Source organism: Actinomadura opuntiae (genome assembly GCF_030283205.1).
In the GTDB taxonomy this organism is placed as follows: domain Bacteria; phylum Actinomycetota; class Actinomycetes; order Streptosporangiales; family Streptosporangiaceae; genus Spirillospora.
In genome coordinates this window covers 166,011-182,007 of record NZ_JASNWF010000011.1, presented here as the reverse complement: position 1 = coordinate 182,007, position 15,997 = coordinate 166,011, and the positions used below count along the sequence as shown (strand labels likewise).

General features: G+C 74.5%; 15 protein-coding genes. 9 read left to right on the top strand and 6 right to left on the bottom strand.

Going from position 1 to position 15,997, the window contains the following annotated elements; translation table 11 throughout:
* Nucleotides 1-3: 3 nt before the first annotated feature.
* Entirely contained in the window at nt 4-1,362 is a 1,359-nt protein-coding gene (locus QP089_RS24535; RefSeq protein ID WP_285914273.1) for an FAD-dependent oxidoreductase, read from the top strand.
* Nucleotides 1,363-1,381: 19 nt separating this feature from the next.
* Here the strand turns inward: QP089_RS24535 and QP089_RS24530 are convergent, their stop codons facing one another.
* Nucleotides 1,382-2,002, bottom strand: coding sequence for a TetR/AcrR family transcriptional regulator (locus QP089_RS24530; protein WP_353070615.1), 621 nt, complete (start codon nt 2,000-2,002; stop codon nt 1,382-1,384).
* Between the two features lie 86 nt (nt 2,003-2,088).
* Here QP089_RS24530 and QP089_RS24525 point away from each other — a divergent pair, with 86 nt between their 5' ends.
* Nucleotides 2,089-3,096, top strand: a complete 1,008-nt coding sequence (locus QP089_RS24525; protein WP_285914272.1) for an oxygenase MpaB family protein — start codon at nt 2,089-2,091, stop codon at nt 3,094-3,096.
* Here QP089_RS24525 and QP089_RS24520 read toward each other — a convergent pair.
* On the bottom strand, nt 3,093-4,553 hold the full coding sequence (locus QP089_RS24520) for an MFS transporter (protein ID WP_285914270.1): 1,461 nt from the start codon (nt 4,551-4,553) through the stop codon (nt 3,093-3,095). The genes QP089_RS24525 and QP089_RS24520 overlap by 4 nt on opposite strands.
* Nucleotides 4,554-4,688: 135 nt before the next feature.
* On the opposite strand from QP089_RS24520, the gene QP089_RS24515 reads away from it, so the two are divergent.
* The 3 genes from QP089_RS24515 to QP089_RS24505 are packed head-to-tail and all read left to right on the top strand — an operon-like array spanning nt 4,689 to nt 6,813.
* Nucleotides 4,689-5,327 (top strand): TetR/AcrR family transcriptional regulator, encoded by a 639-nt coding sequence (locus tag QP089_RS24515; protein ID WP_285914268.1) that lies wholly within the window; start codon nt 4,689-4,691, stop codon nt 5,325-5,327.
* On the top strand, nt 5,324-5,530 hold the full coding sequence (locus QP089_RS24510; protein WP_285914266.1) for a ferredoxin: 207 nt from the start codon (nt 5,324-5,326) through the stop codon (nt 5,528-5,530). The genes QP089_RS24515 and QP089_RS24510 overlap by 4 nt, the downstream gene beginning before the upstream one ends.
* Nucleotides 5,527-6,813 carry a cytochrome P450 gene (locus QP089_RS24505; RefSeq protein WP_285914264.1) on the top strand — a complete coding sequence of 429 codons (1,287 nt, stop codon included), beginning with the start codon at nt 5,527-5,529 and terminating at the stop codon, nt 6,811-6,813. Before QP089_RS24510 ends, QP089_RS24505 begins: the two co-directional genes overlap by 4 nt.
* A 70-nt stretch (nt 6,814-6,883) precedes the next feature.
* Here the strand turns inward: QP089_RS24505 and QP089_RS24500 are convergent, their stop codons facing one another.
* The 4 genes from QP089_RS24500 to QP089_RS24485 form a co-directional block, all read right to left on the bottom strand.
* The gene (locus QP089_RS24500) at nt 6,884-7,249 is read right to left on the bottom strand and encodes an STAS domain-containing protein (protein ID WP_285914263.1); all 366 of its coding nucleotides are present in this window, start codon (nt 7,247-7,249) and stop codon (nt 6,884-6,886) included.
* Nucleotides 7,250-7,288: 39 nt separating this feature from the next.
* Nucleotides 7,289-8,317, bottom strand: coding sequence for an SDR family oxidoreductase (locus QP089_RS24495; RefSeq protein ID WP_285914262.1), 1,029 nt, complete (start codon nt 8,315-8,317; stop codon nt 7,289-7,291).
* 92 nt (nt 8,318-8,409) lie between these two features.
* On the bottom strand, nt 8,410-9,615 hold the full coding sequence (locus tag QP089_RS24490) for a sensor histidine kinase (protein ID WP_285914261.1): 1,206 nt from the start codon (nt 9,613-9,615) through the stop codon (nt 8,410-8,412).
* A 67-nt stretch (nt 9,616-9,682) separates the two neighbouring features.
* Entirely contained in the window at nt 9,683-11,749 is a 2,067-nt protein-coding gene (locus QP089_RS24485; protein ID WP_285914259.1) for a bifunctional phosphatase PAP2/O-acyltransferase family protein, read from the bottom strand.
* A 141-nt stretch (nt 11,750-11,890) separates the two neighbouring features.
* On the opposite strand from QP089_RS24485, the gene hpnC reads away from it, so the two are divergent.
* The 4 genes from hpnC to QP089_RS24465 are packed head-to-tail and all read left to right on the top strand — an operon-like array spanning nt 11,891 to nt 15,948.
* Entirely contained in the window at nt 11,891-12,781 is an 891-nt protein-coding gene (hpnC, locus tag QP089_RS24480; protein ID WP_285914257.1) for a squalene synthase HpnC, read from the top strand.
* Entirely contained in the window at nt 12,750-13,613 is an 864-nt protein-coding gene (gene hpnD / locus QP089_RS24475) for a presqualene diphosphate synthase HpnD (RefSeq protein WP_285914255.1), read from the top strand. Before hpnC ends, hpnD begins: the two co-directional genes overlap by 32 nt.
* A complete protein-coding gene (gene hpnE, locus QP089_RS24470; protein ID WP_285914253.1) occupies nt 13,610-14,941 on the top strand; it encodes a hydroxysqualene dehydroxylase HpnE in 1,332 nt (443 codons plus the stop codon). The genes hpnD and hpnE overlap by 4 nt, the downstream gene beginning before the upstream one ends.
* Nucleotides 14,938-15,948, top strand: a complete 1,011-nt coding sequence (locus tag QP089_RS24465; protein WP_285914252.1) for a polyprenyl synthetase family protein — start codon at nt 14,938-14,940, stop codon at nt 15,946-15,948. Before hpnE ends, QP089_RS24465 begins: the two co-directional genes overlap by 4 nt.
* The last annotated feature ends 49 nt before the right edge of the window (nt 15,949-15,997 follow it).

Sequence of the window (15,997 nt, the reverse complement as noted above, 5' to 3'; positions counted from 1 at the left end):
CCAATGAGCACACCACAGGAGATCGCCGTGGTCGGAGCCGGCCTCACCGGCTCCCTCCTCGCCTGCTACCTCGCGAGGCGGGGCCACCGGGTCGCCCTGTACGAGCGCCGGTCCGACCCCCGGGCCGGCGGCGCCGAGCGCGGCCGCTCCATCAACCTCGCCCTGTCCGAGCGGGGCCTGGACGCGCTGCGCCGGATCGGCCTGGAACGGCGCGTCATGGCGGGCGCGCTGCCGATGAGCGGCCGGATGATCCACCCCGTGGCCGGCGGCCTGGACTTCCAGCCCTACAGCCGGGACGGCGGCAAGGCGATCCACTCGATCGGCCGGAGCGCGCTCAACGCCGCGCTGCTCGACGCCGCCGAGGCCGCGCCCGGAGTGCGGGTGCACTTCGGCCACCGGCTCACCGGAGCCGACTTCGCGACCGGCGCGCTGAGGTTCGAGACCCTCGGCGGCACGGTGCACGCCGCCGCGGCGGTCATTCTCGGAGCCGACGGCGCGGGATCGGCGGTGCGGGCGCAGATGGCGGCGTCGGGCGCCGTCCGCGAGAAGGTCGCGTTCCTCGACCACGGGTACAAGGAACTGACCATCCCCGCGGCCGGCGGGGAGTTCGCCCTCGATCCCGGAGCCCTGCACATCTGGCCGCGCGGCGGCTCGATGATGATCGCGCTGCCCAACCCCGACCGGTCGTTCACCTGCACGCTGTTCTGGCCGCGGGACGGCGCGTCCGGGTTCGCCGCGCTCGACGGCCCGGCGGCCGTGGAGCGGCACTTCCGCACCCGCTACCCCGATGTGCCGCCGCTCTCGCCCGGCCTGGTGGACGACTACCTCCGCAACCCGGTGGGCAGGCTCGGCACGGTGCACTGCGACAGGTGGCTGGTGTCGGGCCGCGGGGCCGCACTGATCGGCGACGCCGCCCACGCGATCGTCCCGTTCTACGGGCAGGGCGCCAACTGCGCCTTCGAGGACGTCGTCGAACTCGACCGCTGCCTCACCGAGACCGCCGGCCGATGGGACCGCGCGCTGCCGCTGTACGAGGAGCGCCGCAAGGACAACGCGGACGCCATCGGCAGGATGGCGCTCGAGAACTTCACGGAGATGCGGGAGAAGGTCGCCTCACCGGCTTTCAAGCTCGCCCGGAAGGCCGACCACGCGATGGAGCGCGCCCTGCCGGGCCGGTGGATGTCCCGGTACGAGCTCGTCTCGTTCTCCACGGAACCCTATGCGCGGGTCGAACGGCGCACACGGCGGCAGCGGCACGTCCTGGCCGGGCTGGCGGTCACCCTGACGACCGGCACGGCCGCCCTCGCCCTCCACCGAACGGCGGCGGCCCGTCGAGGCGCAGTGGCCTCGGAAGCCCGGTGACCACTCCCGCGACCGGGGGCTAACAGCGCATGGCGAGGGAGAGGGTCACGGCGGTGTCGACGACGGCGTCGAGGTCGTCGCCGAGGCGTCCGTCGGCCCACTGCTGGGCGAGCTCGGTCATGGCGCCGGTGAACATGGTGGCGGCGATGACGACGGGCAGCGGCGGGCTCTGGTCGCGGGTCATCGCGAGGACGCCCTCCAGCAGCGCGGTCTGCGCGGCGCGGCGGCGGGCGGCGAGGACCTCGTTGCCGCGCGCCTCGGCGAACAGGACGCGGCCGCGGCCTGGGTCCTCGCTGATGAACCGCAGGACGGCACGGATGCCGGCCCGGGTGCGCGCGTCGGGGCGCGGGCCCGCGTCCTCGACCGCGCGGGCCAGGACGTCGCCGAGCGCGGTGGCCTGCTGGTCGTAGACGGCAGCGAGCAGCTCGGCGGTGTCGGCGAAGTTCTCGTAGAAGTAGCGCGTGTGCAGCTCGGCCTCGCGGCACACCGCGCGGACGGCCAGGGCCGCCTCGCCGCCCGCGGTGAACAGCCGGTATGCGGCCCGGACGAGCATGTCGCGCCGCTCGTCGCGGCGCCGGGCGGCGGGGACGCCCGCCCACCGGGTGTTCGCGGCCGTCCGGGCGTTCGCCATGGCGGTCACGATACCAAGTCTGGACACGCATGTACCCAGACGCTTACCCTGAGGTCTGGACACGGCCGTAGCCAGACTTTGACGGGAGCGCCGGGATGGCACCGAGAACCAACCCCCTCGCGGCACGATTCGAGCGGGCCTTCGACGCCGAGATCCGGTCCCGGTTCTTCCGGGGCCTGGAGTTCGCCGGGCCGCAGGGCGACCCGGGCTGGTTCGGCCCGGACAGCGCGGTCTGGTACGTCCACTCGCACCTGCCGACGCTGGTCCTCGGCCTGGTCGGCGCCGCCTACATCGAGGGCCTCGACCCCAGCATCAGCTGGATGGCCTACGACCACTCCCGCATCCCCGAGCGGGTGGACGGCGTCCCGACCGGCGGCATCGACCCCGAGGGCGCCGCCGTCCGGCTCGGCCACTCGCTGTCGTTCTTCATCGGCACCGCCTACGGCTCCACCGAGACCGCCGAGCGGCTGGCGCGCACCGTCCGCGCCATGCACCACACCGTGAAGGGCACCCGCCCGGACGGCCTGCCCTACGACGCCGACGACCCGGAGTGGCTGCGCTGGAACTACGCCACCGTGGTGTGGGGGCTCGCGACGGCCCACGAGCGCTACCACCGCAAGCCGCTGCGCGGCGCCGACCTCGACCGCTACTACGGCGAGTTCGTCCGGGTGGGGGAGGCGCTCGGCGGCACCGACCTGCCCGCCACGAAGGCGGAGGTCGCCGAGTGCCTGGAGTCCTACCTGCCGCGCCTGGCCGTCACGCCGATCAAGGCGTTCGGGACCGGACCGAACCTGCGCGGCAACGGCACCAAGCCCTGGGAGCCCGGCAGCCCGTTCATGGACTGGGCGGCCCGCGACATGCTCCCCGAATGGGCGCAGAAGCTGGCCCTCTACCAGCGGCCCAACCCGCTGGTGCTGCGCATGCGCCGCAGCGCCCTCTGGATCGCGCTCAACGGGCTGTACGACGCGACCGGCCCGCTGCCGGAGTTCCGGCAGGCGAAGGCCCGCGTCGCCGGCGGCGTCTCGGCCCCGGTCGTCGCCACGACCGCGCCCGCCGCCCCCGACCCCGTACTGACCCGCGCCGAGGTGGAGGCCACCGCCTAGCGGGAGCGTTCCGCGCGGCGGGTGCCGAGGCAGGCCAGCACGGCGAGCGCCGACAGCGCCGCCATGCAGGCCAGCGCGTACCGGTACCCGATGACGAGTTGCTGGACGCCCTGGCCCGACACCCGCGACAGGTCCCCGGCGAAGACGTGCGCGCGCAGCGCCGCCGGCACCGGGCCCGCGATGAGGGAGAACGCCAGCGCGGTGCTGACCACGATCCCGGTGTTCTGCACCATCAGCCGCATCGCGTTGACCACGCCGAGCCGGTGCGACGGCAGGCCGCGCAGCAGCGCGGTCGCGTTGGAGGGCAGGAACATGCCCGACCCGGCGCCCAGCAGCATCAGTCCCGCCGCGACCGGCGCGTACGCCACGTCCCGCCCGATCACCGCCAGCAGTTCGAGCAGGCCGAGGGTGGTGAGCGAGGTGGCGAGCACCGTCATGGTCCGGGCGCCGACGCGGTTCTCCAGGAACCCCGCGCCGGTGGACGCCACGACCGCGACCGCCGACATCGGCAGCACCTTGAGCCCGGCCGTGAAGGGGTCGTCGCCCTGCGCGGACTGGAAGAACAACGCCAGCAGCACCACGGCGCCCATCCGCGCGGTCGCGTTGAGGAACGTGGCGAGCAGCCCGAGCGCGAACGGCACGTCCCGGAACAGCCCGATGTCGACGACGGGACGGGCGGCGCGGCGCTCGACGGCGAGGAACACCGGGAGCAGCACCGCGAACACGGCGACGCCGCCCAGCACGACCGGGCTCGTCCAGCCCCGCTCGTTCACCTGCGACAGCCCGAACAGCAGGCTGCCGAGCCCGGCGAGGACGAGCGCGTTGCCGGGCACGTCGACGCCGCGCTCGCGCGCGTCCGCCTCCACGGGCCGCAGCGCGACCGCTCCCCACAGCAGGCACAGCGCGCCGAACGGCACGTTGTACCAGAACACCCAGCGCCAGCCGAAGGCGTCGGTGAGGTAGCCGCCGAGGGTCGGCCCGGCCAGCTGCGCGATGGAGAACGAGGCGGTGTAGACGCCCATGGCGCTGCCGAGCCGCTCGCGCGGGAAGGCGTCGGTGACGATGGCCGCGCTGTTGGCCAGCAGCATCGCGCCGCCCGCGGCCTGCAGGACGCGCAGGCCCACGACCGTCCAGGCGGTCGGGGCGAAGCCGAGCAGCAGGCTCGCCAGGGTGTAGGCGCCGAGGCCGGACAGGTACATCGCGCGGCGGCCGAACATGTCGGAGAACCGGCCGAACACCACGATCAGGACGGTGTTGGCGAGCATGAACGCCAGCAGCATCCAGTTGGCGGCCAGCGGGCCGGCGTGGAAGTGCCGCACGACCGAGGGCAGCGCGACGTTGAGGGTGTTGCCGCCGAGCCCGGTCAGCACGCTCGCCATGCTCACCGCGGACAGCGTCCACCACGGGTTCCCGGCGGCGGGCCCCGCGGGCGCGACGGTGGGCTTCGTCCCCGTCACGCGGGTGCGCCGGCAACGCCCATGGGGGGCCTCCCGACCGAGGAGTCTGAAACTACTTTCTAGATCGTGATACTAGAACCAACTTCTAAAATCCACCCCTTGACGCTACTGAATGAACGGTCTTTTAATTCCGGCATGGGCCGGATCGCGGGTGTCACGGCGGCCGAGACGCGGGAGCGGCTGCTGCGCGCCGCCGCCGACGCGTTCGCCGAGCGCGGGTACGACGGGACGCGCGTCGCCGACATCGCGGCGGCCGCGGGCGTCAGCAACGGCGCGCTGTACGCGCACTTCGGGTCCAAGGGCGAGCTGATGGTGGCGGCGCTGCGCGCGCACGGCCGACGGCTGCTGGCCGAGCTGGTCGCCGCCGACCCGGAGCGTTCGATCACCGAGTCGCTGCTGATCATCGGCCGGTGGCTGCCGCGCCGCCGGGACGCGCGCGGCCACCTGGTGGTCGAGGCCCTGGTGGCGGCCCGCCGGGACGCCGACGTGGCCCGGCCGATGCACGACTACATGGGCGAACGCGCCGGGATGCTCGAAGAGCTGGTGCGCGCCGCGCAGGCCGGCGGGGAGATGGACGGCGCGCTCTCGCCGAACGCGATCGCCCATTTCTGCCTGCTGCTGGCGATGGGCAGCGCGCTGGTCCCCCCGGAGATGCACGGCGTCGGCGACGAGGAGTGGTCCGCGCTGCTGACCCGGGTCGTGGCGGCGTTCGCACCGCCGGGCGCCGCCGCGCGGCCGGCCGGTCCGGCGGCGCAGACAGGAGGAACGCGATGAAGGTGCAGATCGACCCCGGACGCTGCCAGGGGCATGGCCGCTGCTACGACCTGGCGCCCGGCCTGTTCGGCGAGGACGACGAGGGCTACGGCACCGTCCTCGGCGACGGGACCGTCCCCGCGGACGGGGAGCAGGACGCGCGCAAGGCGGCGGCCAACTGCCCCGAGCGCGCGATCACCGTCCTGAAGGAGGCACGGCCATGACCACCGGCGACGAGATCATCGGCGACGACCGCTTCACCCGGGGCTTCGAGGAGATGCGCGAGAGCCGGCCGCTGGGCACGCGCAACGAGGTCGTCACCGGCCCGGTGGCGGACTGGGCCACCGACTTCTCCCACATGGAGCCCGAATGGGCCGCCGACCCCTACCCGATCCAGGACGACCTGCGCCGGCGCTGCCCCATCGCGCACACCGGGCGGTTCGGCGGCGCCTGGCTGCCGACCCGGTACGAGGACGTCAGCGCGATCGCCTACGACACCGAGCGCTTCTCGTCCCGGTCGATCGTCATGAGCAACTTCCGGCCGCCGCCCGAGATCGCGCCGGTCGGCGCGGTGCCGCCGATCTCCTCCGACCCGCCCTTCCACCACGACGCGCGCAGGCTGCTCCTGCCCGCGTTCACCAAGACGGCCGTCTCCCGGCTGGAACCGGCGACCCGCGCGTTCTGCCACGCCCTCATCGACGGCTTCGAGGGCGACCTCGTCGACGCCGCCCGCGACTACGCCCAGCACATCCCGATGCGCGTCATCGCCGACATGCTCGGCTTCCCGCCCGAGGACGGCCCGAAGTTCCGCGAGTTCGTCGAGAACGCGCTGGAGGGCGTCAACCGTCCCCCGGAGGAGCGCATCGCGCGGATGGAGAAGCTGTTCGACTACCTGCTCGCGCAGATCCGCGACCACATCGACCACCCGCGCGACGACCTCACGACCTACCTGCTCAACGCCGAGCTGTACGGGCGCAGGCTCGATCCGTCCCATGTCTCCGGGACGATGGCGCTGCTGCTGATCGCCGGTATCGACACGACGTGGAGCGCGATCGGCGCCTCGCTGTGGCACCTCGCCAAGACGCCCGCCGACCGGGAGCGGCTGGTCGCCGAACCCGGGCTGCTGCCGACGGCGATGGAGGAGTTCCTGCGCGCCTACGCGCCGGTCACCATGGCGCGGCTGGTGAAGCAGGACATGCACTGGCGCGGCGCCGACATGAAGGCCGACGACTGGGTCCTGCTGTCGTTCCCCGCCGCCAACCGCGACCCCGAGCAGTTCGACCGCGCCGGCGAGGTCGTCATCGACCGCGAGGTCAACCGGCACGCCGCGTTCGGCCTGGGCATCCACCGCTGCGTCGGATCGCACCTGGCCCGCATGGAGCTGCGCGTCGCCCTCGAGGTCTGGCTCGAACGGTTCCCGCGCTTCACCCTCGACGACCCCGCGGCGGTGACGTGGGCCGCCGGCCAGGTCCGCGGGCCCCGCACCCTGCCCCTGCGCATCGGCTGACCCTGCGCAGGACGGCATGACGGGGGCTCGCCGTCCTGGCCCGCCGTCCTGGCCCGCCGTCCGGGCGCGGTCAGCCGCGCCCGGACGCGGGCAGCTCGTCGCGGATGTCGAAGACGCGTTCCAGGCCGGTGACCCGCAGCACGTTGCGGACCCGCTCGGTCGGGCGCACCAGGACGAACCGGCCGCGCATCGCGGCGATCCGCTTGCTCGCGCGGATCAGCACGTTCAGCCCCGACGAGTCGCAGAACGTCATGCGGGTCACGTCCACCACCACCCGGGGCGGCCCGTCCGTGCCGATCGCCGACGTCAGATGCTCGTCCAGCGTCCCGGCCGTGGCGAGATCGAGCTCGCCCGCCACCGACACCACCGTCCAGCCGTCGTGCTCGGCGACGCCGAAGCTCGCTCCGCCGACCGGTACGTCACCAGCCGCCCCCATGTGCACTACCTCCGATCGTTCCCCAGGCACCCTAGGGGATCATCGGCGCAGCAGCTTCGCGGCACCCACCGCGGCACCCGTGGCGGCGGCCCCGGCGGTGGCCGCGCCGACCAGGTACTTGTGCTGCGTCGCCCACAGCTGAGGGCTGCGGGGGTGCGCCTCGTCGTCGAACCTGCCGTGCGCGCCGTAGTCGTGGCCGCCGGCGCCGTCGGCCGGCTCCCACAGGTTCGCCGCCTGGTCGGGCGGGGTCCTCTGCTCGGTCTGCTGCGACTTGAACGCCGTCCGGGCCAGGTAGCGGTCGAGCAGGCCCGCGGCGAACTTGTTGGCGATGAGCGTGCCGACCGTGCTCCCGCCGACCCAGTACTCCCGGCGCCGCGGATGCTCCGCCGCGTACAGCAGCGCGTTCGCCGCGATCTCCGGCTGGTAGATGGGCGGGACCGGCTGCGCGCGGCGCGGCAGCCGCGACAGCACCCAGTTGAACTGCGGGGTGTTGACGCCGGGCATCTCCACCATCGTCACCCTGACGTTCGGGTGCTCGTGCAGCAGCTCGGCCCGCAGCGAGTCGTGCAGGCCCTGGATCGCGTGCTTGGCGCCGCAGTACCCGCTCTGCAGCGGGATGCCCCGGTACGCCAGCGCCGACCCGCACTGGACGATCACGCCGCGGTCGCGCGGGATCATCCGCTTGAGCGCCGCCCGGGTCCCGTTGACGTAGCCGAGGTAGGTGACCTCGGTGATGCGCTTGAACTCGTCCGGCTCGATCTCCCAGAACGGCGCGAAGACCGACGAGAAGGCCACGTTCACCCACGCGTCGATGGGGCCGAGCTCGTCCTCGACGCGCTGCGCGGCCTCCTCCACCCGGTCGTTGTCGGCGACGTCGACGCTGAGCGGCAGCGCCCGCCCGCCGGCCTTCTCGACGTCGGCGGCGGCGCCGTCCAGCCCCTCCTCGCCGCGGGCCAGCAGGGCGACCTTGGCACCGCGGCCGCCGAACGCCCGTGCCGTCGCACGGCCGATGCCTCCGCTGGCACCGGTGATCACGACGACGCTGCCACTGTCGATCCCGTACTTCATCGCGGCCCTCCAACCGGCTCGGTCAGCACAGGTCGACACTGCCCGCACAGACGCGTCCGTAACGCGTCCGGCCTGCTGCGTCGCGGCCGGCGCTACGCGCCGCACAGGGGGAGGCGCACGACCATGCAGGTGCCGGACGGCCGGTCGGCGACGTGCAGGGTGCCCGCGTGGGCGTCGGCGATCTGGCGGGCGATCGCCAGCCCGAGCCCGGTGCCGTGCGGGTCGGCGTCGCGCGCGTCGGGACGGCGGTAGAACCGGCGGAAGATCGCCTCCCGCTCGCCGGCCGGGATGCCGGGACCGTCGTCGACCACCTCCAGGACGGCGTCGCCGCCCTGGCGGCCCAGCGCGACCTCCACGTGAGCCCCGGCGTGGCGCTCGGCGTTGGACACCAGGTTGCGCAGCAGCCGCGCCAGCCGGACGGTCGAGCCCTCCACCTCCAGCCCGCGCTCCAGGCGCGTCGTGACGGCCACGGCGGGATCGCGGCCGGCCAGCTCGTCCTCCACGAGCCGGGCCAGGTCGACGGTCTCGGTCCTGACCGGCACGCCCGCCTCCAGCCGGGCGAGCTCCAGCAGGTCCGAGACGATGGCGCCGAGCCGGTCGGCGTCGTGCAGCGCCGCGTGCAGGATCGCGCGCGAGTCGGCGTCCGGGTCGGCGAGCGCGAGCTGCAGGCGGGTCTGCAGCCCGGTGAGCGGTGCGCGCAGGTCGTGCGAGGTGTCGGCCACCGCCTGCTGCTGGCGCCGCAGCGCCTCGCGCATCGCGGCGTTCGCCCGGCCCTCCTCCTCGCGCGCCCGGTGCAGCCGCTGGTTGACCTCCTCGAGCTCGCGGGTCCGGGCGAACAGCTCGGCCTCCACCGCCTCGACCCGGTCCGCCGGCGACTGCCCGTGCGCCCGCGCCGTGCGCAGCTGCCGGATGTAGGAGGTCACCTCCTCCGCCCGGTGGATGAGGGCGACGACCGTGCCATCCGGGGCCGGCAGGGGAGCGTTGCGGATGCTCCAGTACCGCTCCTCGAACGCCCCGGCGCGGCCGGGGATCTCGATGTCGTAGCGCTGGAGCGGCATGATGTCGATCTCGCCCGACGCCGCCACCCGTTCCAGGGACGCGCGCACCTCGGCCATGCCCTCCCCGCCGGGGCCGCCCGGGAACACCTCGTAGAAGGGCCGGCCGACCAGCCCGTCGCGGGAGTGCCCGGAGAGCCGTTCATAGGCCCGGTTGACCGCGACGTACCGCAGGCCGGGCGTGAGCACCGCGCAGGCGACCGGCATCGCCTCGAAGACCGCCGACAGGTCGATCTCGGCCATCTCTCATATCTATCCATTCAGGGCAAAAGGCCGGGAAGGTGCGGGCATCCCGGCCGCAAAACCCTGCTCATCCGCGGACGGACGGCCCGCCGCGCCCGCGCGCCGGGCGGGCCCCGGCCGGCCCCGGCGGCCCCGGCGGCTCTGCCGGCCCCGGCCGCTCCGGGACGTCGGCAGCGCCGAGCTCCTCGATGACGTCGCGCATGGCCCGGCAGAGCGCGTCGACGTCGTCCAGCAGGGTCGCCTCCGCGCTGATCCCGAGGTTCAGCATCCCGCTCCAGCCGAGCGCGCCGACCGCGAGCGGCGCGCCGGGCCCGGTCGGGACGATCGGGTGCGCCACGGCCAGCGGCGCGCCGGCCAGCCGCGTCGGGGTGTTGGAACCCGGGAGGTTCGTGGCGATCGCCTGGAACGTCCGGTCGCCGTACACGGTCCGCGCGAACGCGTCGTGCAGCACCGGCGGCAGGGCCCGCGACGCCCGCTGCATCACGAAGGCCGAGGCCAGCGCGCGGGTGCCGGACCGCAGCCGGCGGGTCGCGGCGGCGAGCGTGCGCAGCCGCTCGACCTCCGACATCGGCCCGTACGGCAGGTCCACCATGACCGCGGAGGTGTGGTTGCCCTCGGGCGGCACCTCGGGGCCGCCCGTCATCAGCGGCACCGCGACCCGCAGGACGCGCCCGCCCTCGGACCCCGCGGGCATCGGGCCGACCCGCCGCAGCCCGCCGGCCAGCGCGCACAGCACCACGTCCGTCACCCGGACGCCGTGCCTGCGGGCGAGGTCGCGGACCGCCGGCATCGGCAGCCGGAAGGTGCCGAAGACCCGCTCCCCGGTGCCGGTCGAGGGCAGCCGGGTCCGCTGCCGGGACTCGGTCGCCAGCTGCGCGATCCCGGCGACCGTGGCGAGGGCGCGGCGCGCGGCCGACGGCCCGGCGCCCGCGACCGGCAGCGCGTCCGGCGGCGTCAGCATCCGCAGCACGTGCGTGATCACGCCCATGCCGTCGGCGACGACATGGTGCATCAGGAAGACCACCGCGGCCCGGTCGGGGGCGTAGCCGCGCACCGCGATCATCCGCCACATCGGCCGGTCGCGCGGCAGCGGCTCGCCCTGCAGCGCGGCGACCAGCGCGTTGAGGGCGGTGTCGCCGGGCTCGGGCAGCGTCGTCTCGCGGACGTGCCAGTCCCAGTCGATCACCGGGTGCGCGACCCAGCGGCGCCGCCGCAGCCGGGACGGGGGCGACAGCCGCTGGCGCAGCCGGGGCAGCTCGTCCAGCTTGCCGCGCAGCGTCGCGATCAGGTCCTCCCGGCTCGGCGACCCGTCCGGCGCGTCCAGGAAGATCAGCCCGCCGACGTGCTGCGGCGCCCGGTCCGACTCGACGGCCAGGAAGAACGCGTCCTCCGGCGGGACGATCGGGACGTGCGGCCGGCCGGAGTCGCGGTCGGTCACGACGTAGGCGAACCAGACCACGGCGACCGCTCCGGCCGCGTCCAGCAGGTAGTGGTTGGCGGTCGCCATGATGACGTAGAGCGTCACGAAGACGTGCAGCAGGCTCGCCGCCTGCAGCCAGCGGCGCACCGACAGCCGGGCCAGCTCCACGCTGACCCACAGCGCCCACGCGACGTGCAGCGACGGCATGGCCGCCAGCCGGTCGGCGTGGTCGACCACGGGGCTGCCCCACGACCCCCAGGTGCCGTGGTCCAGGACGGTGTCGACGAAGCCGAGGTCGGGCACCAGGCGCGGCGGCGCCACCGGCCATAACGCGAAGCAGACCGCGCCGATCACGTTGATCAGCGCGAAGGAGGTGCGGGCGACCCGGTAGCGCTCGGGCCGCCGGCGGTACAGCCAGGCCAGCAGCCCCAGCGTGCTGACCAGGTAGACGGCGGCGTACTCGTAGTTCGCGGCCACGGCGACGGTGCGGTGCGAGGCGAGCCAGTCGTTGAGCGGCCGCTCGGCGGCGATGTGCAGCGTCCGCTCGAGGTCGTAGAGCTGCCGGCCGTGGTCGGCGGCCGCGGCGCGCCGGTCGCCGACCGGGAAGGCGGCGGCGACGGCGTAGAGGGCGAAGAGCGACAGCCCGAACGCGAGTTCGCGCGCGAGCGGCGGGCGGTGGCCCGCAGGCGCGGAGGGGTCGGCTTCTGGGGTCACTAACCAGTAGTAACCCAAAAACTTGGCCTATACACATATATATGATCGGTTTCGCGTTTACCAGGCGATCGACGGGGTTATGGGGATCACTGCGACCGGCAGAGCGCCGCACCGCCCCGCGCGCCGCCCCCGAAGGAAACGATGTCCATCAGCGAGCGCTTATGGAACGAGACCTACGAACGCCAGATCCGGAACCGCCTGCAGGCCAGGGAGAACTTCCCGGTGGCCGCCCGGCTCCTTCCCGCCCGGCACCGGGCGCACCTGCTCGACGTCTACGGCTACGCCCGGCTCGTCGACGACATCGGCGACGAGGCGCCGCCGGATGAGCGCACCGGCCTGCTCGACCTCGTCGACCGCGACCTCGACCGGATCTACGCCGGCGGCGTCCCCGAGATCCCGGTCATGCGCGCGCTGGCCCGCACCGTCCACGAGTGCCGGATCCCCGCCGAGCCGTTCCGGCGGCTAGTGCAGGCGAACCGCCGGGACCAGGTCGTCACCCATTACGGGACCTTCGACGAACTGCTGGAGTACTGCACGCTGTCGGCCGATCCGGTCGGGCACATCGTCCTGCACGTCTTCGGCGCCGCCACCCCGGCGCGGCTGCGCCTGTCCGACCGGATCTGCTCGGCGCTGCAGGTCATCGAGCACTGCCAGGACGTCGGCGAGGACCACCGCAACGGCCGGGTCTACCTGCCGGCGGACGACCTGCGCCGGTTCGGCTGCACCGACGAGGACTTCCGCGCCGCCGCGACCCCGACCCGCCTGCGCGGTGTCATCGCCCTCCAGGCGGGAAGGGCAGGACGGCTGCTCGCCGAAGGGGCGCCTCTCGTCCGGAGCCTTCCGGGTTTCGCGCGCGTCGCCGTGGCGGGGTACGCGGCGGGCGGCTTCGCGGCCCTGGCGGCGCTCGACCGCCGCGCCTACGACGTCCTGGAAGGCCCGCCACGCCCGGGGAAGAGGCGGCTGCTCGCCGAGTGGTCGCGGATGTTGGGAAGGAGATGGGATGGACGCAGCCGGCGCCTACCGGCACTGTGAACAGGTCGTCCGGTCGCAGGCGCGCAACTTCTCGTACGGGATCCGCCTCCTGCCCCCGCCGAAACGCCGCGCGCTCAGCGCCGTCTACGCCTTCGCCCGGCGGATCGACGACATCGGCGACGACAACGACGCGCCTCCCGATGCGAGGCTGGCCGCGCTGGCGGCCGAGCGCGAGCGGCTCGCCGCCTTGGACGCCCACCCGGACGACCCGGTGCTGGTGGCGCTGGCGGACGCGGCGCACCGCATGCCGATCCCGCTGGAGGCGTTCGGCGAGCTGATCGACGGCTGCGAGGCCGACGTCCGCGGCGCGGCCTACGACACCTTCGACGACCTGCTCTGGTACTGCCGGTGCGTGGCCGGCTCGGTCGGCCGCCTGTCGCTCGGCGTGTTCGGCACCCGCGGCGACCTGCGCGCGGCCCGCGCCCGCGCGGACGCGCTCGGCGTCGCGCTGCAGCTGACCAACATCCTGCGCGACGTGCGCGAGGACCGGCTCGGCGGCCGCGTCTACCTGCCGGCCAAGGACCTCGCCAAGTTCGGCTGCACCCTCGACCAGGACGCCTCCGGCCGGTTCACCGACCCGCCGGAGCAGCTGGCCGACCTGATCCGGTTCCAGGCGGCCCGCGCGGGGGAGTGGTACGGCACCGGGCTGCGGCTGCTGCCGATGCTCGACCGGCGCAGCGCCGCGTGCACGGGGACCATGGCGGGCATCTACCGGCGGCTGCTGCGGCGCATCACCGCCGACCCGCAGACCGCGCTCCGGACCCGCATGTCGCTGCCCACCCGGGAGAAGGTCGCCGTCGCCGCGGCGGCGCTCACGGGGATACGGCGGTGAGCCCGCCGGGGAACGTCGCCGTCGTCGGCGGTGGGCTGGCCGGGATCAGCGCCGCGTTGGCGCTCCAGGAATCGGGCGTTCGGACCACCCTTTACGAGGCGCGTCCGCGGCTCGGAGGCGCCACCCACTCGTTCGACCGCGACGGCCTGACCGTCGACAACGGCCAGCACATCTTCCTGAAGTGCTGCACCGCCTACCGCGGGCTGCTGGAGCGGCTCGGCGCGCAGGGCCGCGTTCGCGTCCAGGACCGGCTCGACGTCCGCGTCCTCACCCCGGGCGGGCCGGCCGGGAGGCTGCGCCGGGCCAAGGCGCCCGGGCCGCTGCACCTGCTGCCCGCGCTGGCCCGGTACCGGCTCCTCTCGCCGGGCGACCGGCTGCGCGTCGCGCGCGCGTCGCTGGCCCTGCAGCGCCTCGACCCGCAGGACCCCGCGCTCGACGGCATCGCCATGGGCGACTGGCTGGCCGCCCACGGCCAGCGCGAACGCGCCCGCGCCGCGCTGTGGGAGCTGTTCCTGATCTCGGCGCTCAACATCGGCGTGGACGACGCCGCGATGGGCCCCGCGACGATGGTGTGCAAGGAAGGGCTGCTCGGCCGCTCCGACGCCGCCGACATCGGCGTCCCGACCGTCCCGCTCGGCGAGCTGCACGGCGCGATCGCGGCGCGGCGGCTCCAGGAGCTCGGCGGCCGGATCCACCTGAAGGCGAAGGTCGCGGCGGTCGAGGCCGGACCCAAGCTCGTGGTCGACGGCGAACCGGTCGCCGCGGACGCCGTCGTCGTCGCGGTGCCGCACCGCGCCGCGGCCCCGCTCGTCCCGGCGCAGGCGTGCCCGGACCGGGACCGCTGGGCCGGCCTCGGCTCCAGCCCGATCATCAACGTGCACGCCGTCTACGACCGGCCGGTCATGGACCTGCCGTTCACCGCGGCGATCGGCTCGCCCGTGCAGTGGGTGTTCGACCGCACCGAGATCAGCGGCCTCGACCGCGGCCAGTACCTCGCAGTGTCGGTGTCGGCCGCCGACGGCTGGATCGACACGCCCGCCGCCGACGTCCGCGCCGCGTTCCTGCCCGAGCTGGAACGGCTGTTCCCGGCCGCCCGGCGGGCCCGCCTCACCGACTTCTTCGTCACCAGGGAACGCCATGCGACGTTCCGCCAGAGCCCCGGCAGCGGCGCGCTGCGTCCCGCGTCCGCGACCCGGCTGCCGGGCGTCTTCCTCGCCGGCGCGTGGACCGACACGGGCTGGCCCGACACCATGGAGGGGGCAGTGCGCAGTGGACTGACCGCCGCCCGGCTGGTCCGGCGGCACCTGGACGGGGTGAGCGGCCGATGACCGCCGTCCCCGCCGCGATCACCGACGGCCGCGCCCTGGTCGAGGAGGCGATGCGCGCCTGCGTGGACCGCCTCGACCCGGCCAACCGCCGCGTGATCGCCTACCACCTCGGCTGGACCGACGCCGACGGCCGGCCCGCCGCCGCCGGCGGCAAGGCGCTGCGCCCCGCGCTGGCGATGCTGTCGGGACGGGCCGCCGGCGCGCCGCCGCAGAACGCCCTGCCCGGCGCGCTCGCGGTGGAGTTCGTGCACGCGTTCTCGCTGCTGCACGACGACATCATGGACGGCGACCGGACCCGCCGGCACCGCCCCGCCGCCTGGACCGTGTTCGGCGCGGCGGCCGCGATCCTCGCCGGCGACGCGCTGCTGGCCCTGTCGGAGGAACTGCTGCTGGAGCAGCACACCCGCGGCGCGCACTGGGCCGCGGAGGCGCTGACCGCCGCCACCCAGCGGCTCATCTCCGGCCAGGCCCTCGACATGGGGTTCGAGACGCGCGCCGACGTCACGCTCGAGGAGTGCCTGACGATGGCGTCCGACAAGACCGGCGCGCTGTTGGCCTGCGCCTGCTCCATCGGTGCGATGCTCGGCGAGGCGCCGGCGGAGCTGGTCACCGCCCTCACCGGGTACGGCACGGAGATGGGCCTGGCGTTCCAGCTGGTGGACGATCTGCTCGGCATCTGGGGGAGCCCGGAGACGACCGGCAAGCCGGTGCTGTCGGACCTGCGCGCCCGCAAGAAGTCGCTGCCGGTCGTGGCGGCGCTGACCGCCGGGACCGCCGAGTCGGCGCGGCTGGCCGAGCTGTACGCGGCGCCCGGCGACCCCACCGAGGCCGACCTGCGGGAGATGGCCGGGCTGGTCGAGGCCGCGGGCGGGCGCGCGTGGGCCGAGGCCGAGGCGGACCGCCGCGTCGCGCTGGCCGGCAAGTACGTCGGCGACGTGGAGATGGACGACGCGGTCCGCACCGAGTTCCGCGACGTCGCGCTGTTCGTCACCTCCCGGGACCACTGAACGACGCGGCTCCGCCGGCGAGGACGGAGGCCGTGAGAAAGCAGGATGC

What these genes read in the sequence shown, in the direction of transcription:
- QP089_RS24505 (WP_285914264.1), top strand. Translation starts at nt 5,527, where the DNA reads ATGACCACCGGCGACGAGATCATCGGCGACGACCGCTTCACCCGGGGC.
- QP089_RS24465 (WP_285914252.1), top strand. Translation starts at nt 14,938, where the DNA reads ATGACCGCCGTCCCCGCCGCGATCACCGACGGCCGCGCCCTGGTCGAG.
- QP089_RS24525 (WP_285914272.1), top strand. Translation starts at nt 2,089, where the DNA reads ATGGCACCGAGAACCAACCCCCTCGCGGCACGATTCGAGCGGGCCTTC.
- QP089_RS24490 (WP_285914261.1), bottom strand. Translation starts at nt 9,615, where the DNA reads ATGGCCGAGATCGACCTGTCGGCGGTCTTCGAGGCGATGCCGGTCGCC.
- hpnD (WP_285914255.1), top strand. Translation starts at nt 12,750, where the DNA reads ATGGACGCAGCCGGCGCCTACCGGCACTGTGAACAGGTCGTCCGGTCG.
- hpnC (WP_285914257.1), top strand. Translation starts at nt 11,891, where the DNA reads ATGTCCATCAGCGAGCGCTTATGGAACGAGACCTACGAACGCCAGATC.
- QP089_RS24500 (WP_285914263.1), bottom strand. Translation starts at nt 7,249, where the DNA reads ATGGGGGCGGCTGGTGACGTACCGGTCGGCGGAGCGAGCTTCGGCGTC.
- QP089_RS24515 (WP_285914268.1), top strand. Translation starts at nt 4,689, where the DNA reads ATGGGCCGGATCGCGGGTGTCACGGCGGCCGAGACGCGGGAGCGGCTG.
- QP089_RS24535 (WP_285914273.1), top strand. Translation starts at nt 4, where the DNA reads ATGAGCACACCACAGGAGATCGCCGTGGTCGGAGCCGGCCTCACCGGC.
- QP089_RS24495 (WP_285914262.1), bottom strand. Translation starts at nt 8,317, where the DNA reads ATGAAGTACGGGATCGACAGTGGCAGCGTCGTCGTGATCACCGGTGCC.
- QP089_RS24510 (WP_285914266.1), top strand. Translation starts at nt 5,324, where the DNA reads ATGAAGGTGCAGATCGACCCCGGACGCTGCCAGGGGCATGGCCGCTGC.